The organism is Allobosea sp. GW821-FHT03A12 (assembly GCF_058986765.1).
In genome coordinates, this window is sequence record NZ_JBYSVZ010000006.1 from 419,094 (window position 1) to 435,527 (window position 16,434).

Here is a 16,434-nt window from a genome sequence, read left to right on the forward strand (position 1 = left end):
GATGCAGCCCGAGCGGAGACGCCGCGACCGGCCGATCTTCAAAGGAAATTTGGAGCGGGCGATCGGGATCGAACCGACGACATTCAGCTTGGGAAGCTGACGTTCTACCACTGAACTACGCCCGCGTGCCTGTCCGTATAGCCGGGCCGGACTGCCCGCCGCAAGCCGGTCGATCCGAGATTCCGGTCCTAAACGAAAAAACCGCGCCGGGCCCCTGTCGCCCGGCGCGGCTCGGTTCAGACGCGGGGCGTCTTACCAGCAGCCGTAATAGCCGCAGCCATAGTAGCCGTAGTGGCGGCGCGACGAAGCGGCGATGACCGCGCCACCGACCGCACCGGCGACGACGCCGGCCGCGACCGCGTTGCTGGCCTGGGCGTTGGAGCGGCGGAAGCTCTGGAACACCTCGCTGCGGCAGCGCTCGAACGCGCGGGTGCCGGGGCGGTGGCCGGCATCGAGGCAGACCTGGTCCGACTCGGCCGCCGACTGCTCGACGCTCTGGCAGCCGCCGAGGGCGGCGGCGAGAACGCCGGCGATGATGAGGGCGCGCATGAGAAATCCTTTCCCTGTAGACGTTTGGCCACGAAAGCCATGAAACGGAAGGCGGTCGAAGCCTCCCGCCGGTGACACAAGCATGAACACGCCGCCGGCCAGCGGCCGGCAACGCCATCGGCGCTTGCTGCCATCTGACACGGAATCGCCATTTTGTCGCCCGGTAGGTTGCCGAACGGGCAATCTTCCTGCGCCAGTTGCAGATTTGCGGCTAAGGAAGGGTTGAGCCGGCCGCCAAATCGCCGCTCAAGCCGAGCGGAAATGCTTGGAAAGCTTCAGCGCCTGGCCCTGGTAGTTGGAGGTGCCGATCGCGCCGTAGAGGGCGTCGGGTTCGGCCGCCATGCGCTCGAAGGCGAGGCGCCCGACCACCTGCCCGTCCTCGAGCAGGAAGGGCACCTCATGGCTCCTGACCTCGAGCACGCCGCGGCTGCCGGGCACGCCGCCGGCACCGACTCCGAAGCCCGGATCGAAGAAGCCGGCATAATGGACGCGGAACTCGCCCATTGCGGGATCGATCGGCGCCATCTCGGCGGCGAAGGCCGGCGGGATGTGGATCCGCTCCTTCGAGGCGAGGATGTAGAACTGGTGCGGATCGAGGATCAGCCGCTTGCGCTTGGCCGGGATCGGCGTCCAGAAATCGTCGATCTCGTAGCCGCCGACGCGGTCGACATCGATTACATCGGTGAAGCGCTGGGCCTGGTAGCCGATGACCTCGCCCTCGGCGTCGCCGAGATGGATGCTGAACAGCAGGCCGTTGCGGATGGTCGCGGGACCATCGACCAGAGCCGTGTGGCGATGGACCTCGCGCAGCTCCCGATCGGAGACGCGGAAGCCCTCCGCCTCCTCCTGGCCGGAGCCGCGGCGGCGGAAGCGCAACTGGTTGAGGCGGCTGCCCTTGCGTACCTTGATCGAGAAGCTCGACGGCGAGATCTCAGCATAGAGCTTGCCGGAATAGCCGCCGGCGACGCTGTCGAAGGCTTCGCTGCGGTCGGCGATCAGGCGGGTGAAGACGTCGAGCCGGCCGGTCGAGCTTTTCGGATTGGCGAAGGCGGAGATCGTCGCCGGCAGGTCGTGCAGCGACTCCATCAGCTCGACGACATAGACGCAGTTCTTCTCGAGGATCGCGCCCTCTTCGAGCGAGACCTCGTCCTGGGTCAAATCGACGAGCATCTGGGCGACGCTCTTGTTCGGGCCGGGCAGGAAGCTGGCGCGGACGCGATAGGCCTTGTGGCCAAGCCTGAGGTCGAGGCTCGCCGGCTGGTACTGGCTCTCGGAGAAAGCGCCGGAGGTCGAGCGGACCATGCCGCGATGGACGAGCTTGCGGATATCCTGGCGCGGCAGCACGCCGGAAGGGCCGGCGAGCGAAGCCGGCGCGGTCGCGATCTCAGCCAGCATGTCGGGCGATGTCGCCATGGCGCTATCAGACCACCTTGTTGAGTGCGGCGCAAAGGCGGCCCGCCGCGAGATTGATCGTTCTTCCTGCCGCACCGGGATGGCGCTGGCGAGTCCGGCATCAGGTTGTCCACATGCCGGAACCGCGGGTCATCGGTTCTACAGCCTGTTGGCAGCATTGACGCTGCGCCGTCCCAGGTCATAACAAGGCCTTCCCGCCGCCCCGGCGCGCGCCGCGCGCAGACGGCACGGAGCCGCGATCATGTACCAGGCCGAAACGCATGGCGTGCGCGTCACCGCCTCGCCCAAGTTCATGGACAACGAGTCCACGCCGGACCAGAGCCGCTATTTCTGGGCCTATACCATCGAGATCGAGAACCTCTCGTCGCGCACCATGCAGTTGATGACGCGCCACTGGGTCATCACCGACGGGCGCGGCGAGGTCCATGAGGTCCGCGGCGAGGGCGTGATCGGCCAGCAGCCGGTGCTGCAGCCCGGCGAGCGCTTCAGCTACACCTCCGGCTGCCCGCTGATGACGCCCGACGGCAGCATGCGGGGCGTCTATGCCATGCTCGGCGAGGACGGCGCGCGCTTCGATGTCGAGGTGCCGCTGTTCCCGCTCGACTCGCCCTATGTAAAGAAGGTTCTGCATTGACGACCGCAACCCCAACCGGGCAGCGCTACCAGCCGCTCGACATGCTCGCCCGCCTCGTCGCCTTCGACACGGTGAGCCACAAATCCAATCTCGACCTGATCGCCTTCGTCGAGGAATACCTCACCGGCTGGGGCGTGCCGTCCGTGCGCTTCCCGAACGCGACCGGCGACAAGGCGGCGCTGTTCGCCACGATCGGCCCGCAGGACAAGGGCGGCATCGTCCTCTCCGGCCATACCGACGTCGTGCCGGTCGAGGGCCAGGCCTGGTCGCGCGATCCGTTCACCCTGCATGTCGAGGACGGCAAAGCCTATGGCCGCGGCTCGGTCGACATGAAGGGCTTCGTCGCGCTGGCCCTGGCGCTGGTGCCGGATTTCCTCGCCGCAGACCTCAAGACGCCGATCCACCTGTTCTTTTCCTATGACGAGGAGGTGACCTGCCTCGGCGTCGTCGACGGCATCGCCGCGATGGGCAAGAGCCTGCCACGCCCACGCGCCGTCATCGTCGGCGAGCCGACCTCGCTCGAACTCGCCGATGCGCATAAGGGCATCCGCACCTTCTTCACCGCGATCACCGGCTTTGCCGCGCACTCCTCGAAGCCGCATCTCGGCGCCAGCGCCGTCCATGCCGGCACCCGCCTCGCCGCCGGCCTCGTCGCCATGGCCGACGAGCGCGAGGGCCGGATCGACGAGAGCGGCCGCTTCGATCCGCCCTATGACACCGTCCATATCGGCAAGTTCCATGGCGGCATCGCCCGCAACATCCTGGCCGATCGCTGCGACCTCGCCTGGGAGGTGCGCACGCTGCCGGGCTCCGATCCCGAGGAGGTGCCGGCCCGCTTCGCCAAGCTGTCGGACGAGGTGCTGGCGCGGATGCGCAGGACCGCACCGTCGGCGACGATCGAGACGGTGATGAGCTCGGACGTGCCGGGCCTTGCCCCCGATCCCGGCTCGGAGGCCGAGACGCTGGTGATGCGCCTTGCCGGTCGCAACCGCACCATCGCCGTCGCCTACGCCACCGAGGCCGGGCATTTCCAGCGCGCAGGGTTGCCGACGATCGTCTGCGGCCCCGGCTCGATCGACCAGGCGCACCAGCCGGACGAATACATCACGCTGGAGCAGTTCGCCGCGGGCGAGGCCTTCATGCGCAAGCTGATGGCGGAGTGCCGGGTGGGCTGAAGCGCCGTCATTCTCGGGCGAAGCGCAGCGCAGACCCGAGAATCTCCTGACGAGGAGGCGCTAGACGGAGGCTTCTCCGGCCTGAGATGCTCGCCACAAGGGCGAGCATGACGCCGAGCCCTTCACTCCCCCGCCGAAATCTCCGCCTCGACCTCGGCCGGATCAAACTCGTAGCGGCGCGAGCAGAATTCGCAGGTGACGCCGAGCGAGCCGTCATCGGCGATCATCGCCTTGCGGTCGTCCGCCGAAAACCCCTTGAGCATGCCGAGCACGCGCTCGCGCGAGCAGCGGCAGGCCTCGTGCACCGCGACGGGCTCGAAGACATGGGCACCGCGCTCATGGAAGAGCCGGTAGAGCAGGCGCTCGCTCTCCAGGAGCGGATCGAGCAATTCGTGATGCTCGATCGTCCCCACGAGGGAGCGCGCCTCGGCCCAGGCGTCGTCGGTAATGCCGTCATCGTCGCCGGCGGCGAGAATCTCATGGCCCTCGGGCGCATCGCCAGGGTGGAGATCGGCGGCGCGCAGGCGCTCTGGCGAGGTCGGCATGAACTGGACGATCAGCCCGCCGGCACGCCAGGCGAGGCCGCCGCCGGTCAAGACCGTGCCGACGCCCAAGCGAATCCGGCTCGGAATCTGCTCGGACTGGCGGAAATATTGATGGCCGGCCTCTTCCAGGCTCTGCCCGTCGAGCGCGACGATGCCCTGATAGCGCGTCGCATCCGTGCCCTGGTCGACGGTCATGGCGAGGTGGCCCTTGCCGAGCAGCTCGCCAGTCGAGGTCGCGTTCGCGTCGACCGCCGCCGCCAGACGGTCGGCGTCGTAGCGGGCCATGGCGCGGTAGCAGTCAGGCGCGTTGAAATCGACGACCAGCATCGAGACCGGCCCGTCGCTCTTGGTCTGGAGCTGGAAGCGCCCCTCGCCCTTCAGCGTCGTGCCGAGCATGACGGTCAGTGCTGCCGCCTCGGCGACGACGCGCGCGACAGGCTCGGGATAATGATGCCGTTCAAGGACCTGGTCGAGCGAAGCGCCGAGCCGGACGACCCGGCCACGCAGGTCGAGCTCCGGCACGGCGAAAGGCAGCACCCGATCGTCGGGTGCGCCCGCGGGCGAAGCGTCCGCCATCAGGCCGCCACTCCGCCGAAGCACCAGGCCAGGATGCCCTTCTGGGCATGCAGCCGGTTCTCGGCCTCGTCGAAGACGGCCGATTGCGGGCCGTCCATGACCTGATCGGTCACTTCCTCGCCACGCGAAGCCGGCAGGCAGTGCATGAAGATCGCATCCTTCTCGGCACGGCCGAGCAGGCGCTCATCGACCTGGTAGGGCCGCAGCAGGTTGTGGCGCGTGCCTTCCTCGTCGCCCATCGAGACCCAGCAATCGGTGATGACGCAATCGGCGCCCTCGACCGCCGCCTCGGGGCGAGTGGTCAACTGCAGCTTCGCGCCCTGCTTGCGGGCCCAGTCGAGCAGGGCCGGCGGCGGCGCCAGCTCCTCGGGCGTCGCGATGGCGAGCTCGAAATCGAGCCGGCCGGCGGCATGGACCCAGGAGGTCAGGACATTGTTGGTGTCGCCGGTCCAGGCGATGCGCTTGCCCTTGATCGAGCCCTTGCGCTCCTCGAAGGTCATGACATCGGCCATGACCTGGCAGGGGTGCTGGCGCTTGGTCAGGCCGTTGATCACCGGCACGGTGGCGTATTTCGCCATCTCGACCACGGAATCATGGTCGAGCATCCGGATCATGATCGCATCGACATAGCGCGACAGCACGCGGGCGGTGTCGGCGATGGTCTCGCGCTCGCCGAGCTCGATCTCCTGGCCCGTCACCATCATCGGCGAGCCGCCGAGCTCGCGGATGCCGACATCGAAGGAGACGCGGGTCCGCAGCGAGGGCTGCTCGAAGATCATGGCGATGACCTTGCCCTCGAGCAGGCGGTCGCCGGCTGCCGCCGGCGTGCGCCTGCGGGCCTTGATCTCCTCGCCGGCCTTGAGGATCGACCTCAGCTCGCCGGCGGAGAAATCCGAGAGATCGAGAAAATGACGCGTCGCAGACATCATGCTCACTCCGCCGCCGGCCGGGCGAGCTCCGCCTCGACCGCACCTGCCGCCTTGTCGAGCCGCGCCACCGCCTCGGCCACATCGCTCTCGCCGATGATCAAGGGCGGCAGCAGGCGCACGACATTGTCGCCAGCCGCGACCACGAGCAGGCCGGCGGCCCGGGCCTGGGCGACGAAATCGGTATTCAGGGTCTTGAGCTTGAGGCCGAGCATCAGCCCCTCGCCGCGGATCTCCTCGATCACCTGCGGATGCTGGTCCTTGAGCTGGGCCAGCGACTGGCGCAGGCGCAGCGCCGTCTTCTGGACATGGTCGAGGAAGCCAGGCGCCAGGATGACATCGAGCACGGCGTTGCCGACCGCCATGGCGAGCGGATTGCCGCCGAAGGTGGTGCCATGCGTGCCGAGCGTCATGCCGGAGGCGGCCTCCTCGGTGGCGAGGCAGGCGCCCATCGGGAAGCCGCCGCCGATGCCCTTGGCGATCGACATGATGTCGGGCGCGACGCCATAGTGCTCATAGGCGAAGAACTTGCCGGTACGGCCGACGCCGGTCTGGATCTCGTCGAAGATCAGCATCAGGCCGTGCTCGTCGCAGAGCTCGCGCAGGCGCCTGAGGAAGCGCATCGGCACCGAGCGCAGGCCGCCCTCGCCCTGGATCGGCTCGATCATCAGCGCGGCGGTCTCAGGCCCGATCGCGGCCTTCAGCGCCGCCTCGTCGTCGAATGGCACCTGATCGAAGCCGTCGACCTTCGGGCCGAAGCCGTCGATGTATTTCTGCTGGCCGCCGGCGGCGATGGTCGCGAGCGTGCGGCCATGGAAGGCGCCCTCGAAGGTGACGATCCGGTAGCGCTCGGGATGGCCCTTCGCGGCGTGGTACTTGCGCGCCATCTTGATCGCGCACTCGTTCGCCTCGGCGCCCGAATTGGTGAAGAAGACGCGCTCGGCGAAGGTCGCCTCGCAGAGCCGGCGGGCGAGCTTCTCGCCGTCGGGCATCGTGTAGAGGTTCGAGGTGTGCCAGATGCGCTGAGCCTGCTGGGTCAGCGCCTCGACCAGATGCGGATGGGCGTGGCCGAGCGAATTGACGGCGATGCCGGCGCCGAAATCGAGATAGCGGGTGCCATCGGCGGTGATCGCCCAGGCGCCTTCGCCGCGCTCGAGCGCGATCGGGGCCCGGGCATAGGTCGGCAGGAGAACGGAAGAAGCGGAAGCGGTGCTCATCGAGCGAAATCCTTGCGGCGAGACAGGAGGGTAGCGCGGAATCTCGGGCCGGGAACGGCAGGGTGGGACGCAAGGCGGCATGATGCCGGCACGATGCGACCCGCCGGCGACATTATCGTCGCTGGCCGTTCCCGCCGTCTCGTCGCGCGTCAAGCCGCATCGAAGGAAAATCCCGATCGCTCAAAAACATAAGCGCCGCCCCTTGAGGGCGGCTGCGTCGTGAGACTATGCAAAACCGGCCCGGCCCTGTCAATTGCGGCTGACCTCGCGGCAGCGTTGCCGATTGGACTCACTGCCGGACCATCTGCGGCGATTGGCTGGGGAAAAGCCGAATTACGATTCGGCGACTCTTGTGGCCGAGTCAGGCCATCTTGTATGGTCTTCTTCGTCAGATACGACATCTCGTGCGGCGTCTCCTGTATCGTCAGTTCCGGGCGTAACGGCTTCCGTTTAGCGACGGGCGCTGCCGGTATCGGATTCCGCCATGATCTCTCCCTATGCCTCGCCGGCTTGCTGGCGGAGCATGACGAAGACAGGTGCAACCCCATGACCGAAGCCGGAGCCTGGACCGACGAACGCGTCGAACTGCTCAAGAAGCTCTGGAATGACGGCCTGAGCGCGAGCCAGATCGCCGCCGAGCTTGGCAATGTCACGCGCAACGCCGTCATCGGGAAGGTCCATCGCCTCGGCCTGTCCGGCCGGGCCAAGAGCCCGGGCTCTGCCGCGCCGCGTCCGCGCAAGCCGGCCGCCCGTCCGCCGAGCCATCCGGCCGGCCACCAGAGCAGTGGCAACGCAGGCCTGACCCGCGGCAACACCGCGCTCGCCCCGCAGTTCGCGCCACAGATCGAAGCCGAAGCCCAGGTCGAACGCGCTCCGGCGCCGGCCGAGGACGTGGTCGTGCCGTTCTCCGAGCGGGTCACGATCATGGACCTGCGCGAATATATGTGCCGCTGGCCAATGGGCGACCCGACCACGCCGGAGTTCCGCTTCTGCGGCGGCCGCAGCGCCACCGGCCTGCCCTATTGCGCCTATCACGCCCGCATCGCCTACCAGCCGGCAGCCGACCGCCGCCGCGACCGCAAGGCCATTCGCGCCTGAGTGGGCGGCATGTTTGGACGCTGAAAAGCCGGCCCTCGTGGCCGGCTTTTTCATGGCTGGAATGAGTGGGAGCGCCCATGACGACCCTGGCGATCTATGCCGCCGCGGCGCTGGCGGAAATCGCCGGCTGCTTCGCCTTCTGGGCCTGGCTGAAGCTCGACAAGCCGGTCTGGTGGCTGCTGCCGGGACTCGTCTTTCTCGCGGTCTTCGCCTGGCTGCTGACCCTGGTCGACAGCCCCGCCGCCGGGCGCGCCTTCGCCGCCTATGGCGGCATCTACATCATGGCGTCGCTGGCCTGGATGGCGCTGGTCGAGAAGGTCGCGCCGGATCGCTATGATCTCGCGGGAGCCGTTCTCTGCCTCGCCGGCGCGGCGGTGATCATCGCCGCGCCGCGCTGATCGAAGCGCTCAGCCGCGCGCAAACGTCTCATCGAAGGCGTAGCCGGCGCCGCGCACGGTGCGCAGCGGGTCCTTGGCGTTGGCGGGCGTGATCGCCTTGCGCAGACGCCCGACATGGACGTCGACGGTGCGCTCGTCGATATAGACGTCGCGGCCCCAGACGGCATCGAGCAACTGCGCCCGCGAATAGACCCGGCCCGGCGCCTGCATCAGGAATTCGAGCAGACGGAACTCGGTCGGGCCGAGATGCAGTTCGGCGCCGGCACGGCGGACGCGCCGCGTCGTACGGTCGAGCTCGAGATCGCCGGCGGCGAGCAGGCCGGCGACATGGCCGGGCTTGGCGCGACGCAGCAGGGCCTGGATGCGGGCGATCAGCTCGGGCAGCGAGAACGGCTTGACGACATAGTCGTCGGCGCCGGTGGCGAGGCCGCGCACGCGCTCGGTCTCCTCGCCGCGGGCAGTCAGCATGATGATCGGCACGCGCTCGGTGTCGCGGCGGGTGCGCAGACGCCGGCAGAGCTCGATGCCGGAGAGGCCCGGCAGCATCCAGTCGAGCAGGACGAGATCGGGCGTATGGTCGCGCAGATGCAGTTCGGCGTCGTCGCCACGCGCCACGCTGTCGACCTCAAAGCCCTCGGCCTCGAGATTGTAGCGCAGCAGCAGGGTGAGCGGCTCCTCGTCCTCGACGATCAGGATGCGTGCAGGCATTACGTCTCGCTTTCGCTCGGAGCCTGTTCCGCAAAAGTGGAAACCACTTTTGCGATCAGAACATGCTCCAACTTTTCAACTGCGCGAATTCTGATCGTTCAGCCGATTCCGGCTGAACGGAAAGCGCGCCGCCCGCCGGTTCAGCCATTGGCCGCCGGCAGGTCGACGAGGATGTTGGTGGTGTCGAGCTTCGGCCGGGTCTCGTCGATGGACTGGCCGGTGACGAGGTAGTGGATGGTCTCGGCGATGTTGGTGGTATGGTCGCCGATGCGCTCGACGTTCTTCGCGCAGAACAGGAGATGCGTGCAGAAGGTGATGTTGCGCGGATCCTCCATCATATAGGTCAGGAGCTCGCGGAACAGCGAGGTGTAGAGCGCGTCGATCTCGTCGTCGCGGCGCCAGACCTCCATCGCCTTCTGCTCGTTGCTGGCGGCATAGGCGTCGAGCACGTCCTTGAGTTGGGCCTGGACCAGGCGGCTCATATGCTCCAGCCCGACCACGGCGCGATGCGGCGGCGAGAACTGGCCGGAGATCGCGACGGCGCGCTTGGCGATGTTCTTGGCGAGGTCGCCGACGCGCTCGATGTCGGCGGCGATGCGGATCGCCGAGATCAGCTCGCGCAGGTCGTTGGCCAGCGGCTGGCGGCGGGCGATGGTCAGCACCGCCTTCTCCTCGACCTCGCGCTGGAGATTGTCGAGGCGCTGGTCGGCGCTGATGATCTTCTGGGCGAGCGCGGTGTCGCGGCGCACCAGCGCCACGGTGGAGTCGCCGAGCATGCGCTCGGACATGCCGCCCATCTCGGCGAGGCTGCGGCGCAGGCCCTCGAGATCGGCATCGTAGGAGCGGACGATATGTTGATCCGACATCGGGCGTATCCTTCGGTGCTGGCTGGCGCTGAGGACGTCAGCCGAAACGGCCGGTGACGTAGTCCTGCGTCTGCTTCTTGTGCGGGTTCATGAAGATGGTGTTGGTCGCGTCGAACTCGATCACCTCGCCGAGATACATGAAGGCGGTGTACTGCGAGATGCGCGCCGCCTGCTGCATGTTGTGGGTGACGATGACGATGGTGAAGTCGCTCTTCAGCTGCTCCAGCAGGTCCTCGATCTTGCCGGTCGAGATCGGGTCGAGCGCCGAGGTCGGCTCGTCAAACAGGATGACCTCGGGCTTCTGGGCGATGGTGCGGGCAATGCAGAGGCGCTGCTGCTGGCCGCCGGAGAGGCCCATGCCGGAGCTCTTCAGCTTGTCCTTGACCTCGTCCCAGAGGGCGGCGCGGCGCAGCGCGCCTTCGACACGGTCGTCGAGCTCCGACTTCGGCGGCTTCTCGTAGAGGCGGATGCCGAAGGCGACATTGTCGTAGATCGACATCGGGAAGGGCGTCGGCTTCTGGAAGACCATGCCGATGCGCGAACGCAATTCGTTCACGTCGACGTTGTTGGAGATGATGTTGCGGCCGTCGAGCAGGATCTCGCCGGTGGCCTTCTGCTCGGGATAGAGCGAGTAGATCCGGTTGAAGATACGCAGCAGGGTCGACTTGCCGCAGCCGGACGGGCCGATCAGCGCGGTGACGTGCCGGTCGCGGAAGTCGAGGTTGATGTTCTTCAGCGCCTTGTGCTCGCCGTAGTAGAAATCGAGGTTCTTGACGGCGATGCGGACGGGAGCCTCGGCATCCAGCGTCTGCGGGCTCAGTTCCAGGGTCGAGAGCATCTGCATGGTCCTTCCGATCGGACGCTGATCACTTGCCGCCGCGCACGATGCGCCGGGCGATGATGGAAAGCACGAGGATTGAGACGGTGATGATCAGCGAGCCCGCCCAGGCCAGCTGCTGCCAGTTCTCGTAAGGGGCTGAGGCGAACTGGTAGATCGTCACCGGCAGGTTGGAGACGCCGCCGACCAGGTTCGGCGAGAACCAGAAATTGTTGTTGAGCGCGGTGAAGATCAACGGCGCGGTCTCGCCGGCGATGCGGGCGAGGGCCAGCAGGATGCCGGTGACCATGCCCGACTTCGCCGCACGCCAGGTCACCGAGGTGATGACGACCGAGGGCGGGGCGCCGAGGGCCGCCCCGGCCTCGCGCAGCGAACCGGGGACGAGGCGCAGCATGTCCTCGGTGGTGCGCACGATCACGGGAATCGCGATGATGCCGAGAGCGACGCCGCCGGCCCAGCCGGAATAGCCGCGGAACGGCTCGACCATGATCACATAGACGAACAGGCCGATCAGGATCGAGGGCGCCGAGAGCAGGATGTCGTTGATGAAGCGGATGAGGTCGGCGAGCTTGGAGGCCTTGCCGTATTCGGCGAGATAGGTGCCGGCGAGCACGCCGATCGGCGTCGCCACGGCGATGCCGAGGAAGGTCAGCACGATCGAGCCGACGATGGCGTTGGCCAGGCCGCCGCCCTCGGTGCCCGGCCCAGGCGTGATCTGGGTGAAAGTCGCGGCGGAGAGCCCGCCCAGACCCTTCACGATCAGCATGCCGAGGATCCAGAACAGCACGACGATCGCGATCAGGGTGAAGCTCGTCGCGATGATCTTCATCATCCGGTCGGCCGTGCGGCGCGCCGGGCGCACCCGGCCCCATTCGACATGCGGAGCGGTCATGGTCTTGGTGGATGTCGCCATGGTCATGGGTCCAGCTCCGCTCAGTAGCGCTTCACCCGCGCAACCAGGAGGCGCGCGATGACGAGGACGACGAAGGTGACGAAGAACAGGATGCAGCCGAGCGCGATCAGCGAGTTGAGCTGCAGGCCGAGCGCCTCGTTGAACTCGTTGGCGATGCGCGAGGCGATGGTCGAGCCCGGATCCATGATCGAGCCCGAGAGCCGGTTGGCATTGCCGACGACGAAGGTGACCGCCATGGTCTCGCCGAGGGCGCGGCCAAGGCCGAGCATGATCGCGCCGATGATCGAGACGCCGGCCTGCGGCACCAGGACATGGCGCACGACCTCCCAGGTCGTGGCGCCGATGCCATAGGCGCTCTCGCGCAGCACCGAGGGGATCTGGTCGAGCATGTCGCGCGTGATCGAGGCGATGAAGGGGATGATCATGAAGGCCAGGATGATCCCGGCGGTCAGGATGCCCAGGCCCGAAGGCGAGCGCGAATAGAGGACAGTGCCGATGATCGGCATGCCCTCGACGATGTTCGAGAGCGGGATCTGGACATAGGCGGCAAACAGCGGCGCGAAGACGAACAGACCCCACATGCCATAGATGATCGAGGGCACGGCGGCGAGCAGCTCGATCGCGGTCGAGACCGGCTGCTTGAACCAGGGCGGCGCGAGCTGGGTCAGGAAGACGGCGATCCCCAGCGAGAGCGGGACGCCGACGACGAGCGCGATCAGCGCGGTCGAGAGGGTGCCGACGATGGCGGGCCAGGCGCCGTATTGCTCGTTCTGGGTGTCCCAGACGCTGGAGGTCAGGAAGCCGAGGCCGAATTCGCGGAAGGCCGGCCAGCCGCCGATGACCATCGAGAGCATGATGCCGGCGAGCAGCACCAGCACGAACAGCGCCGCCAGGAAGCTGGCATTGCGGAAGATGAGATCGAAGGTCCCCATCGGGGTCTTGCGCACCGGCGCACTCGGCACGGCGAACTGATCGGTCACGGCAGACATCCGTGGTTACTCCGGTCTCGAAAGGCGACTATCGGGGCGAAACGAGGCTCTGGTCGTCGCGGAAGCGGGGGCCGTTGTCCGGCCCCCGCCCCGTATCGTCACGCGGGAGCGATCAGAAGATCGGCTTGCCCGCCGGGTCGGTGACGCCCTTCCAGGCGTTGCGGACCTGATCCTTGACGTTCGCCGGGAGCGGCACGTAGTCGAGGTCGAGGGCGAGCTGGTCGCCGCTCTTATAGGCCCAGTCGACGAACTTCAGCGCGGCCTGCACCTCTTCCGGCTTCTCGGGCTTGGCGTGCACGAGCAGGAAGGTGGCGGAGGTGATCGGCCAGGCCTGGGCGCCCTTCTGGTTGTTCAGCGAGATGCCGAAGCCGGGAGCCTCGTTCCAGTTGGCGTTGGCGGCAGCGGCCTGGAAGGCCTTGTCGTCCGGAGCCGGGAAGTTGCCGTCGGCGTTCTTGACGAGGGCGTGGGCCAGCTTGTTCTGCTTGGCGTAGGCGTATTCAACGTAGCCGATCGAGTTGGCGACCTGCTTGACCGAGGCCGAGACGCCCTCATTGCCCTTGCCGCCGATCCCGACCGGCCACTGCACGGCGGTGTTGGTGCCGATCTTCGACTTCCAATCGGCCGAGACCTTGGAGAGGTAGTCGGTGAAGACGAAGGTCGTGCCCGAGCCGTCCGAACGGTAGACCGGGTTGATGTTGGCGTCGGGCAGCTTCAGATCGGCGTTCAGCGCAACGATCTTCGGGTCGTTCCACTTCTTGATGTTGCCGAGATAGATCTCGGCGATCAGCTCGCCCGAGAGCTTGAGCTTGCCGGGCTCGACGCCGGCGATGTTGATCGCGGGGACGACGCCGCCCATCACGGTCGGGAACTGGATCAGGCCGTCCTTGGTCAGCTCCTCGCCCTTGAGCGGGGCGTCGGTGGCGCCGAAGGCGACGGTCTTCGCCTTGATCTGGCGGATGCCGCCACCCGAGCCGATCGACTGGTAGTTCAGGCCGACGCCGCTCTCCTTCTTGTAGGCCTCGGCCCACTTCGAATAGATCGGGAAGGGGAAGGTCGCGCCGGCGCCGGTGATGTCGGCAGCCTGGGCAGCGCCCGTCAGGCCGATGGCAGCGGCCGTGAGAATGAGAAGTTTGCGCATCAGATGTCCTCTCTGGATCGCAAGTGCAGCGGCCCTGCTAGAACACCGGCTATATGACAGCTGCATGACACATAGTCATGAAAGCGCGCCGGGCCTCGTCACAAATCGTTAACGGCTCGGCTCGGGCAAGCGCGGCAGGATCGCCCGGAAGGTGGCCCCCTGGCCGACCACGCTCTCGATGGTCAGGCGGCCGCGATGGCGCAGGACGATATGCTTGACGATCGCAAGGCCGAGGCCGGTGCCACCGGCCTCGCGGCTCGCGGCGGTGTCGACGCGGTAGAAGCGCTCGGTCAGGCGCGGCAGGTGCTCCGGCGCGATGCCGGGACCGTCGTCGCGCACGCTGAGGCTGGCCTCCTCGCCCGTTATCGCGACGATGATGCCGACCTCGCCGCCGCGCTGGCCGTATTTGATCGCGTTCTCGACCAGGTTTTCCATCAGCCGCAGCAATTCGTCGCGGTCGCCGGCGACGGTGACGGGCTGCTTGGGCACGTCGAGCTTCAGCGTCACCTCGCGCTCGCGCGCCATCAGCACGAGCGAATCCAGGATCTCGCGGGCGATGCTGGCGAGGTCGACCGGCGTCTCCGGCGCGAGATGGGCGCGCAGTTCGATGCGCGACAGCGAGAGCAGGTCGTCGACGAGGCGGGCCATGCGCAGGCCCTGCTCGCGCATGATCGCCAGGAAGCGGTCGCGCGCCACGGCATCGTTGCGCGCCGGCCCCTGCAGGGTCTCGACGAAGCCGAGCACGGAGGCGAGCGGCGTGCGCAGTTCGTGGCTGGCATTGGCGACGAAATCGACGCGCATGCGCTCGGTCATGCGCTGCTCGCTGAGGTCCTCGAAGGTGAGGAGCACGGCCCGGCGCCAGCCGCTGCCGGCGAGCGCGGCGATATGGATGCGGAAGGTGCGCTCGACCGGGACGCGCTCGATCAATTCGACGGCGCGGCGGCCGCCATGACGCGAGACCTGCTCGATCGCATCGATCAGATCGGGATCGCGCATCACCAAAGCGAGCGGCTTGCCCTTGGCGAGCGCCGTGACCAGCGCCGGCGCGGTCGGGCTCAGCGCCTGGATCACGCCCTGCGGGTCGAGCAGCACGGCGGGAACGCCGATGGCCTCGATCAGCGCCGCCGTGACCGGCGCCTTTGGGTCGACCAAAGCGTGCATGCGGCTCCTGCCCTTGCGTGGCCTGCGGCGAGGCGTCTTATGCCGGAGCGGTGGTGCAGCGCAATTCCCCGCGCACGACCAACTGCTATTCGCCTGCGATCGACCCCGACAGGTCGAAGCCCGGCGCACCGGGAGCCTGGATGCCACCGAGGAGCTGGATCAGCTCGGCCTGGCGGCGCACACCCGTCTTCGCGAAGACGGATTTGAGCTGGCCCCGCACGGTTTCGGGCTGGATCTTGTGGCTGCTGGCGATGCCGGCGACCGTGCCGCCCGACAGGAGCAGCCGCGTGACCTTGGCTTCCGCGGGGCTGAGGTCGAACAGGGCTTCGAGGATGGCGGCGGACGGCGCCGCGCCGCGCCCGACCTCGGTCAGGTAGAACAGCTGGGCCGCGCCGGAGAAGACGTCGAGCCCGGCCCGCCTGAGCGGGACCAAATGCGCGACGAAAGCGGGCCTTCCGCCGGTCGCCCGGATCGGGAACGACAGGCCGGCATCCCCGGCCACGTCGAGATGCAGCTGCAGGCGCTCGTTCGCCATGGGATCGGAGAGACGCACGCGGTCGAAGGCGCCGATCTCGAACGCTCCGCAGGCGGTGATCAGCTCATTGGCCGCCAGCACGCTGTGGCGGCCGGTGATGATCGCCGCCGGCAAGCCGATCAGCTCCAGTGCCGCGACGCTGGCGCGCGCCCGTTCGAGGCCGAGGCGCGCCGCGATGATCGAAGCCCGCGCCAGATGAGGGCGGAACTGGTCGAGCGCCGCGGCCGTCTCGCGCGGAACCGGGCCGTCGGCATAGAGGCGCTCGATCGAGAAGACGATGCTGTCGCCGCTGGTCGAGCGGATCGAGGTGCCGACGCACCAACCCCAGCCGCGCGGCCGCAGGAAATCGCGATAGAACGGATCCTGCTCCAGCTCTTCGGGCGCGATCGCGTCGAGATCGGTCAGGAAACGCGGTTCGTAGAGCGGAACCAGGCGCTTGCCCCGCAGATTGTCCGCGACGAAAGGCGAGGCGACCCATTCGGCCGTGACAGCCTGGATGGCCTGTGAGGAGGTCCACTGGAACCGGTTCGGCGAGGCCGCGAACAGGATCGTGCCGACACCGCCGGCCTTCGCCGCCAGCCGGTCGAGCACATCAGCCCATCGCTCCGGCACGACGGCGGCCTCGTAGATTTCGTCGATGAGGCTCGTCGCGTCCACTGCTCTTCCCGTAAGCCGGCAGCGTCCTCGACAATACCCGGCATGAACGAGGTGGCGTCGGCCGGCGTCCGCGTCAAGGCGCGCTCACCCGATGGGTC

The 16,434-nt window shown here is 67.6% G+C and carries 17 protein-coding genes and 1 tRNA gene; 4 read left to right on the forward strand and 14 right to left on the reverse strand.

The window, feature by feature from the left end:
* Positions 1–50 precede the first annotated feature (50 nt).
* The 3 genes from AC3WLC_RS24375 to AC3WLC_RS24385 form a co-directional block, all read right to left on the reverse strand.
* Positions 51–125: transfer RNA gene (locus tag AC3WLC_RS24375), tRNA-Gly, on the reverse strand.
* A 127-nt stretch (positions 126–252) separates the two neighbouring features.
* On the reverse strand, positions 253–549 hold the full coding sequence (locus tag AC3WLC_RS24380; RefSeq protein ID WP_291677847.1) for a hypothetical protein: 297 nt from the start codon (positions 547–549) through the stop codon (positions 253–255).
* Between the two features lie 246 nt (positions 550–795).
* Positions 796–1,962 (reverse strand): 2'-deoxycytidine 5'-triphosphate deaminase, encoded by a 1,167-nt coding sequence (locus AC3WLC_RS24385; protein WP_493686494.1) that lies wholly within the window; start codon positions 1,960–1,962, stop codon positions 796–798.
* 241 nt (positions 1,963–2,203) lie between these two features.
* Between AC3WLC_RS24385 and apaG the strand changes: the two genes are divergently transcribed.
* The gene (apaG, locus tag AC3WLC_RS24390) at positions 2,204–2,596 is read left to right on the forward strand and encodes a Co2+/Mg2+ efflux facilitator ApaG/CorD (RefSeq protein WP_493686495.1); all 393 of its coding nucleotides are present in this window, start codon (positions 2,204–2,206) and stop codon (positions 2,594–2,596) included.
* Positions 2,593–3,771, forward strand: a complete 1,179-nt coding sequence (gene argE, locus AC3WLC_RS24395; protein WP_493686496.1) for an acetylornithine deacetylase — start codon at positions 2,593–2,595, stop codon at positions 3,769–3,771. Before apaG ends, argE begins: the two co-directional genes overlap by 4 nt.
* 122 nt (positions 3,772–3,893) lie before the next feature.
* Here the strand turns inward: argE and AC3WLC_RS24400 are convergent, their stop codons facing one another.
* Genes AC3WLC_RS24400 through AC3WLC_RS24410 form a run of 3 tightly spaced genes read right to left on the reverse strand, consistent with a single transcriptional unit; the run spans position 3,894 to position 7,035 of the window.
* Complete coding sequence (locus AC3WLC_RS24400; protein ID WP_493686497.1) at positions 3,894–4,892, reverse strand: Hsp33 family molecular chaperone; 999 nt, start codon at positions 4,890–4,892, stop codon at positions 3,894–3,896.
* Entirely contained in the window at positions 4,892–5,821 is a 930-nt protein-coding gene (gene argF / locus AC3WLC_RS24405; RefSeq protein WP_493686498.1) for an ornithine carbamoyltransferase, read from the reverse strand. The genes AC3WLC_RS24400 and argF overlap by 1 nt, the downstream gene beginning before the upstream one ends.
* 2 nt (positions 5,822–5,823) lie before the next feature.
* Positions 5,824–7,035, reverse strand: coding sequence for an aspartate aminotransferase family protein (locus AC3WLC_RS24410; protein WP_493686499.1), 1,212 nt, complete (start codon positions 7,033–7,035; stop codon positions 5,824–5,826).
* Between the two features lie 546 nt (positions 7,036–7,581).
* On the opposite strand from AC3WLC_RS24410, the gene AC3WLC_RS24415 reads away from it, so the two are divergent.
* Both AC3WLC_RS24415 and AC3WLC_RS24420 read left to right on the forward strand, forming a co-directional pair.
* Complete coding sequence (locus AC3WLC_RS24415; RefSeq protein ID WP_493686500.1) at positions 7,582–8,133, forward strand: GcrA family cell cycle regulator; 552 nt, start codon at positions 7,582–7,584, stop codon at positions 8,131–8,133.
* Between the two features lie 77 nt (positions 8,134–8,210).
* On the forward strand, positions 8,211–8,531 hold the full coding sequence (locus AC3WLC_RS24420; protein WP_493686501.1) for a YnfA family protein: 321 nt from the start codon (positions 8,211–8,213) through the stop codon (positions 8,529–8,531).
* Between the two features lie 9 nt (positions 8,532–8,540).
* Here the strand turns inward: AC3WLC_RS24420 and phoB are convergent, their stop codons facing one another.
* The 8 genes from phoB to AC3WLC_RS24460 all read right to left on the reverse strand — a co-directional run bounded on the left by phoB (position 8,541) and on the right by AC3WLC_RS24460 (position 16,336).
* Entirely contained in the window at positions 8,541–9,239 is a 699-nt protein-coding gene (gene phoB / locus AC3WLC_RS24425; RefSeq protein ID WP_092160030.1) for a phosphate regulon transcriptional regulator PhoB, read from the reverse strand.
* A gap of 140 nt (positions 9,240–9,379) precedes the next feature.
* Positions 9,380–10,105 carry a phosphate signaling complex protein PhoU gene (phoU, locus tag AC3WLC_RS24430; RefSeq protein ID WP_493686502.1) on the reverse strand — a complete coding sequence of 242 codons (726 nt, stop codon included), beginning with the start codon at positions 10,103–10,105 and terminating at the stop codon, positions 9,380–9,382.
* Positions 10,106–10,142: 37 nt separating this feature from the next.
* A complete protein-coding gene (gene pstB / locus AC3WLC_RS24435) occupies positions 10,143–10,943 on the reverse strand; it encodes a phosphate ABC transporter ATP-binding protein PstB (RefSeq protein ID WP_137883970.1) in 801 nt (266 codons plus the stop codon).
* Between the two features lie 28 nt (positions 10,944–10,971).
* On the reverse strand, positions 10,972–11,862 hold the full coding sequence (gene pstA / locus AC3WLC_RS24440) for a phosphate ABC transporter permease PstA (protein WP_493686503.1): 891 nt from the start codon (positions 11,860–11,862) through the stop codon (positions 10,972–10,974).
* Positions 11,863–11,876: 14 nt separating this feature from the next.
* Positions 11,877–12,845 carry a phosphate ABC transporter permease subunit PstC gene (pstC, locus tag AC3WLC_RS24445; protein WP_493686504.1) on the reverse strand — a complete coding sequence of 323 codons (969 nt, stop codon included), beginning with the start codon at positions 12,843–12,845 and terminating at the stop codon, positions 11,877–11,879.
* A gap of 112 nt (positions 12,846–12,957) precedes the next feature.
* Positions 12,958–13,983, reverse strand: a complete 1,026-nt coding sequence (gene pstS, locus AC3WLC_RS24450) for a phosphate ABC transporter substrate-binding protein PstS (RefSeq protein WP_493686505.1) — start codon at positions 13,981–13,983, stop codon at positions 12,958–12,960.
* Between the two features lie 108 nt (positions 13,984–14,091).
* Positions 14,092–15,144 (reverse strand): ATP-binding protein, encoded by a 1,053-nt coding sequence (locus AC3WLC_RS24455; RefSeq protein WP_493686506.1) that lies wholly within the window; start codon positions 15,142–15,144, stop codon positions 14,092–14,094.
* Between the two features lie 85 nt (positions 15,145–15,229).
* Positions 15,230–16,336, reverse strand: coding sequence for a helix-turn-helix transcriptional regulator (locus AC3WLC_RS24460; RefSeq protein ID WP_493686507.1), 1,107 nt, complete (start codon positions 16,334–16,336; stop codon positions 15,230–15,232).
* Positions 16,337–16,434: the final 98 nt, after the last annotated feature.

What these genes read in the sequence shown, in the direction of transcription:
- pstS (WP_493686505.1), bottom strand. Translation starts at nt 13,983, where the DNA reads ATGCGCAAACTTCTCATTCTCACGGCCGCTGCCATCGGCCTGACGGGC.
- AC3WLC_RS24400 (WP_493686497.1), bottom strand. Translation starts at nt 4,892, where the DNA reads ATGGCGGACGCTTCGCCCGCGGGCGCACCCGACGATCGGGTGCTGCCT.
- phoU (WP_493686502.1), bottom strand. Translation starts at nt 10,105, where the DNA reads ATGTCGGATCAACATATCGTCCGCTCCTACGATGCCGATCTCGAGGGC.
- AC3WLC_RS24410 (WP_493686499.1), bottom strand. Translation starts at nt 7,035, where the DNA reads ATGAGCACCGCTTCCGCTTCTTCCGTTCTCCTGCCGACCTATGCCCGG.
- argF (WP_493686498.1), bottom strand. Translation starts at nt 5,821, where the DNA reads ATGATGTCTGCGACGCGTCATTTTCTCGATCTCTCGGATTTCTCCGCC.
- AC3WLC_RS24380 (WP_291677847.1), bottom strand. Translation starts at nt 549, where the DNA reads ATGCGCGCCCTCATCATCGCCGGCGTTCTCGCCGCCGCCCTCGGCGGC.
- pstA (WP_493686503.1), bottom strand. Translation starts at nt 11,862, where the DNA reads ATGACCATGGCGACATCCACCAAGACCATGACCGCTCCGCATGTCGAA.
- AC3WLC_RS24415 (WP_493686500.1), top strand. Translation starts at nt 7,582, where the DNA reads ATGACCGAAGCCGGAGCCTGGACCGACGAACGCGTCGAACTGCTCAAG.
- AC3WLC_RS24420 (WP_493686501.1), top strand. Translation starts at nt 8,211, where the DNA reads ATGACGACCCTGGCGATCTATGCCGCCGCGGCGCTGGCGGAAATCGCC.
- pstB (WP_137883970.1), bottom strand. Translation starts at nt 10,943, where the DNA reads ATGCTCTCGACCCTGGAACTGAGCCCGCAGACGCTGGATGCCGAGGCT.
- AC3WLC_RS24455 (WP_493686506.1), bottom strand. Translation starts at nt 15,144, where the DNA reads ATGCACGCTTTGGTCGACCCAAAGGCGCCGGTCACGGCGGCGCTGATC.
- pstC (WP_493686504.1), bottom strand. Translation starts at nt 12,845, where the DNA reads ATGTCTGCCGTGACCGATCAGTTCGCCGTGCCGAGTGCGCCGGTGCGC.
- apaG (WP_493686495.1), top strand. Translation starts at nt 2,204, where the DNA reads ATGTACCAGGCCGAAACGCATGGCGTGCGCGTCACCGCCTCGCCCAAG.
- phoB (WP_092160030.1), bottom strand. Translation starts at nt 9,239, where the DNA reads ATGCCTGCACGCATCCTGATCGTCGAGGACGAGGAGCCGCTCACCCTG.
- AC3WLC_RS24385 (WP_493686494.1), bottom strand. Translation starts at nt 1,962, where the DNA reads ATGGCGACATCGCCCGACATGCTGGCTGAGATCGCGACCGCGCCGGCT.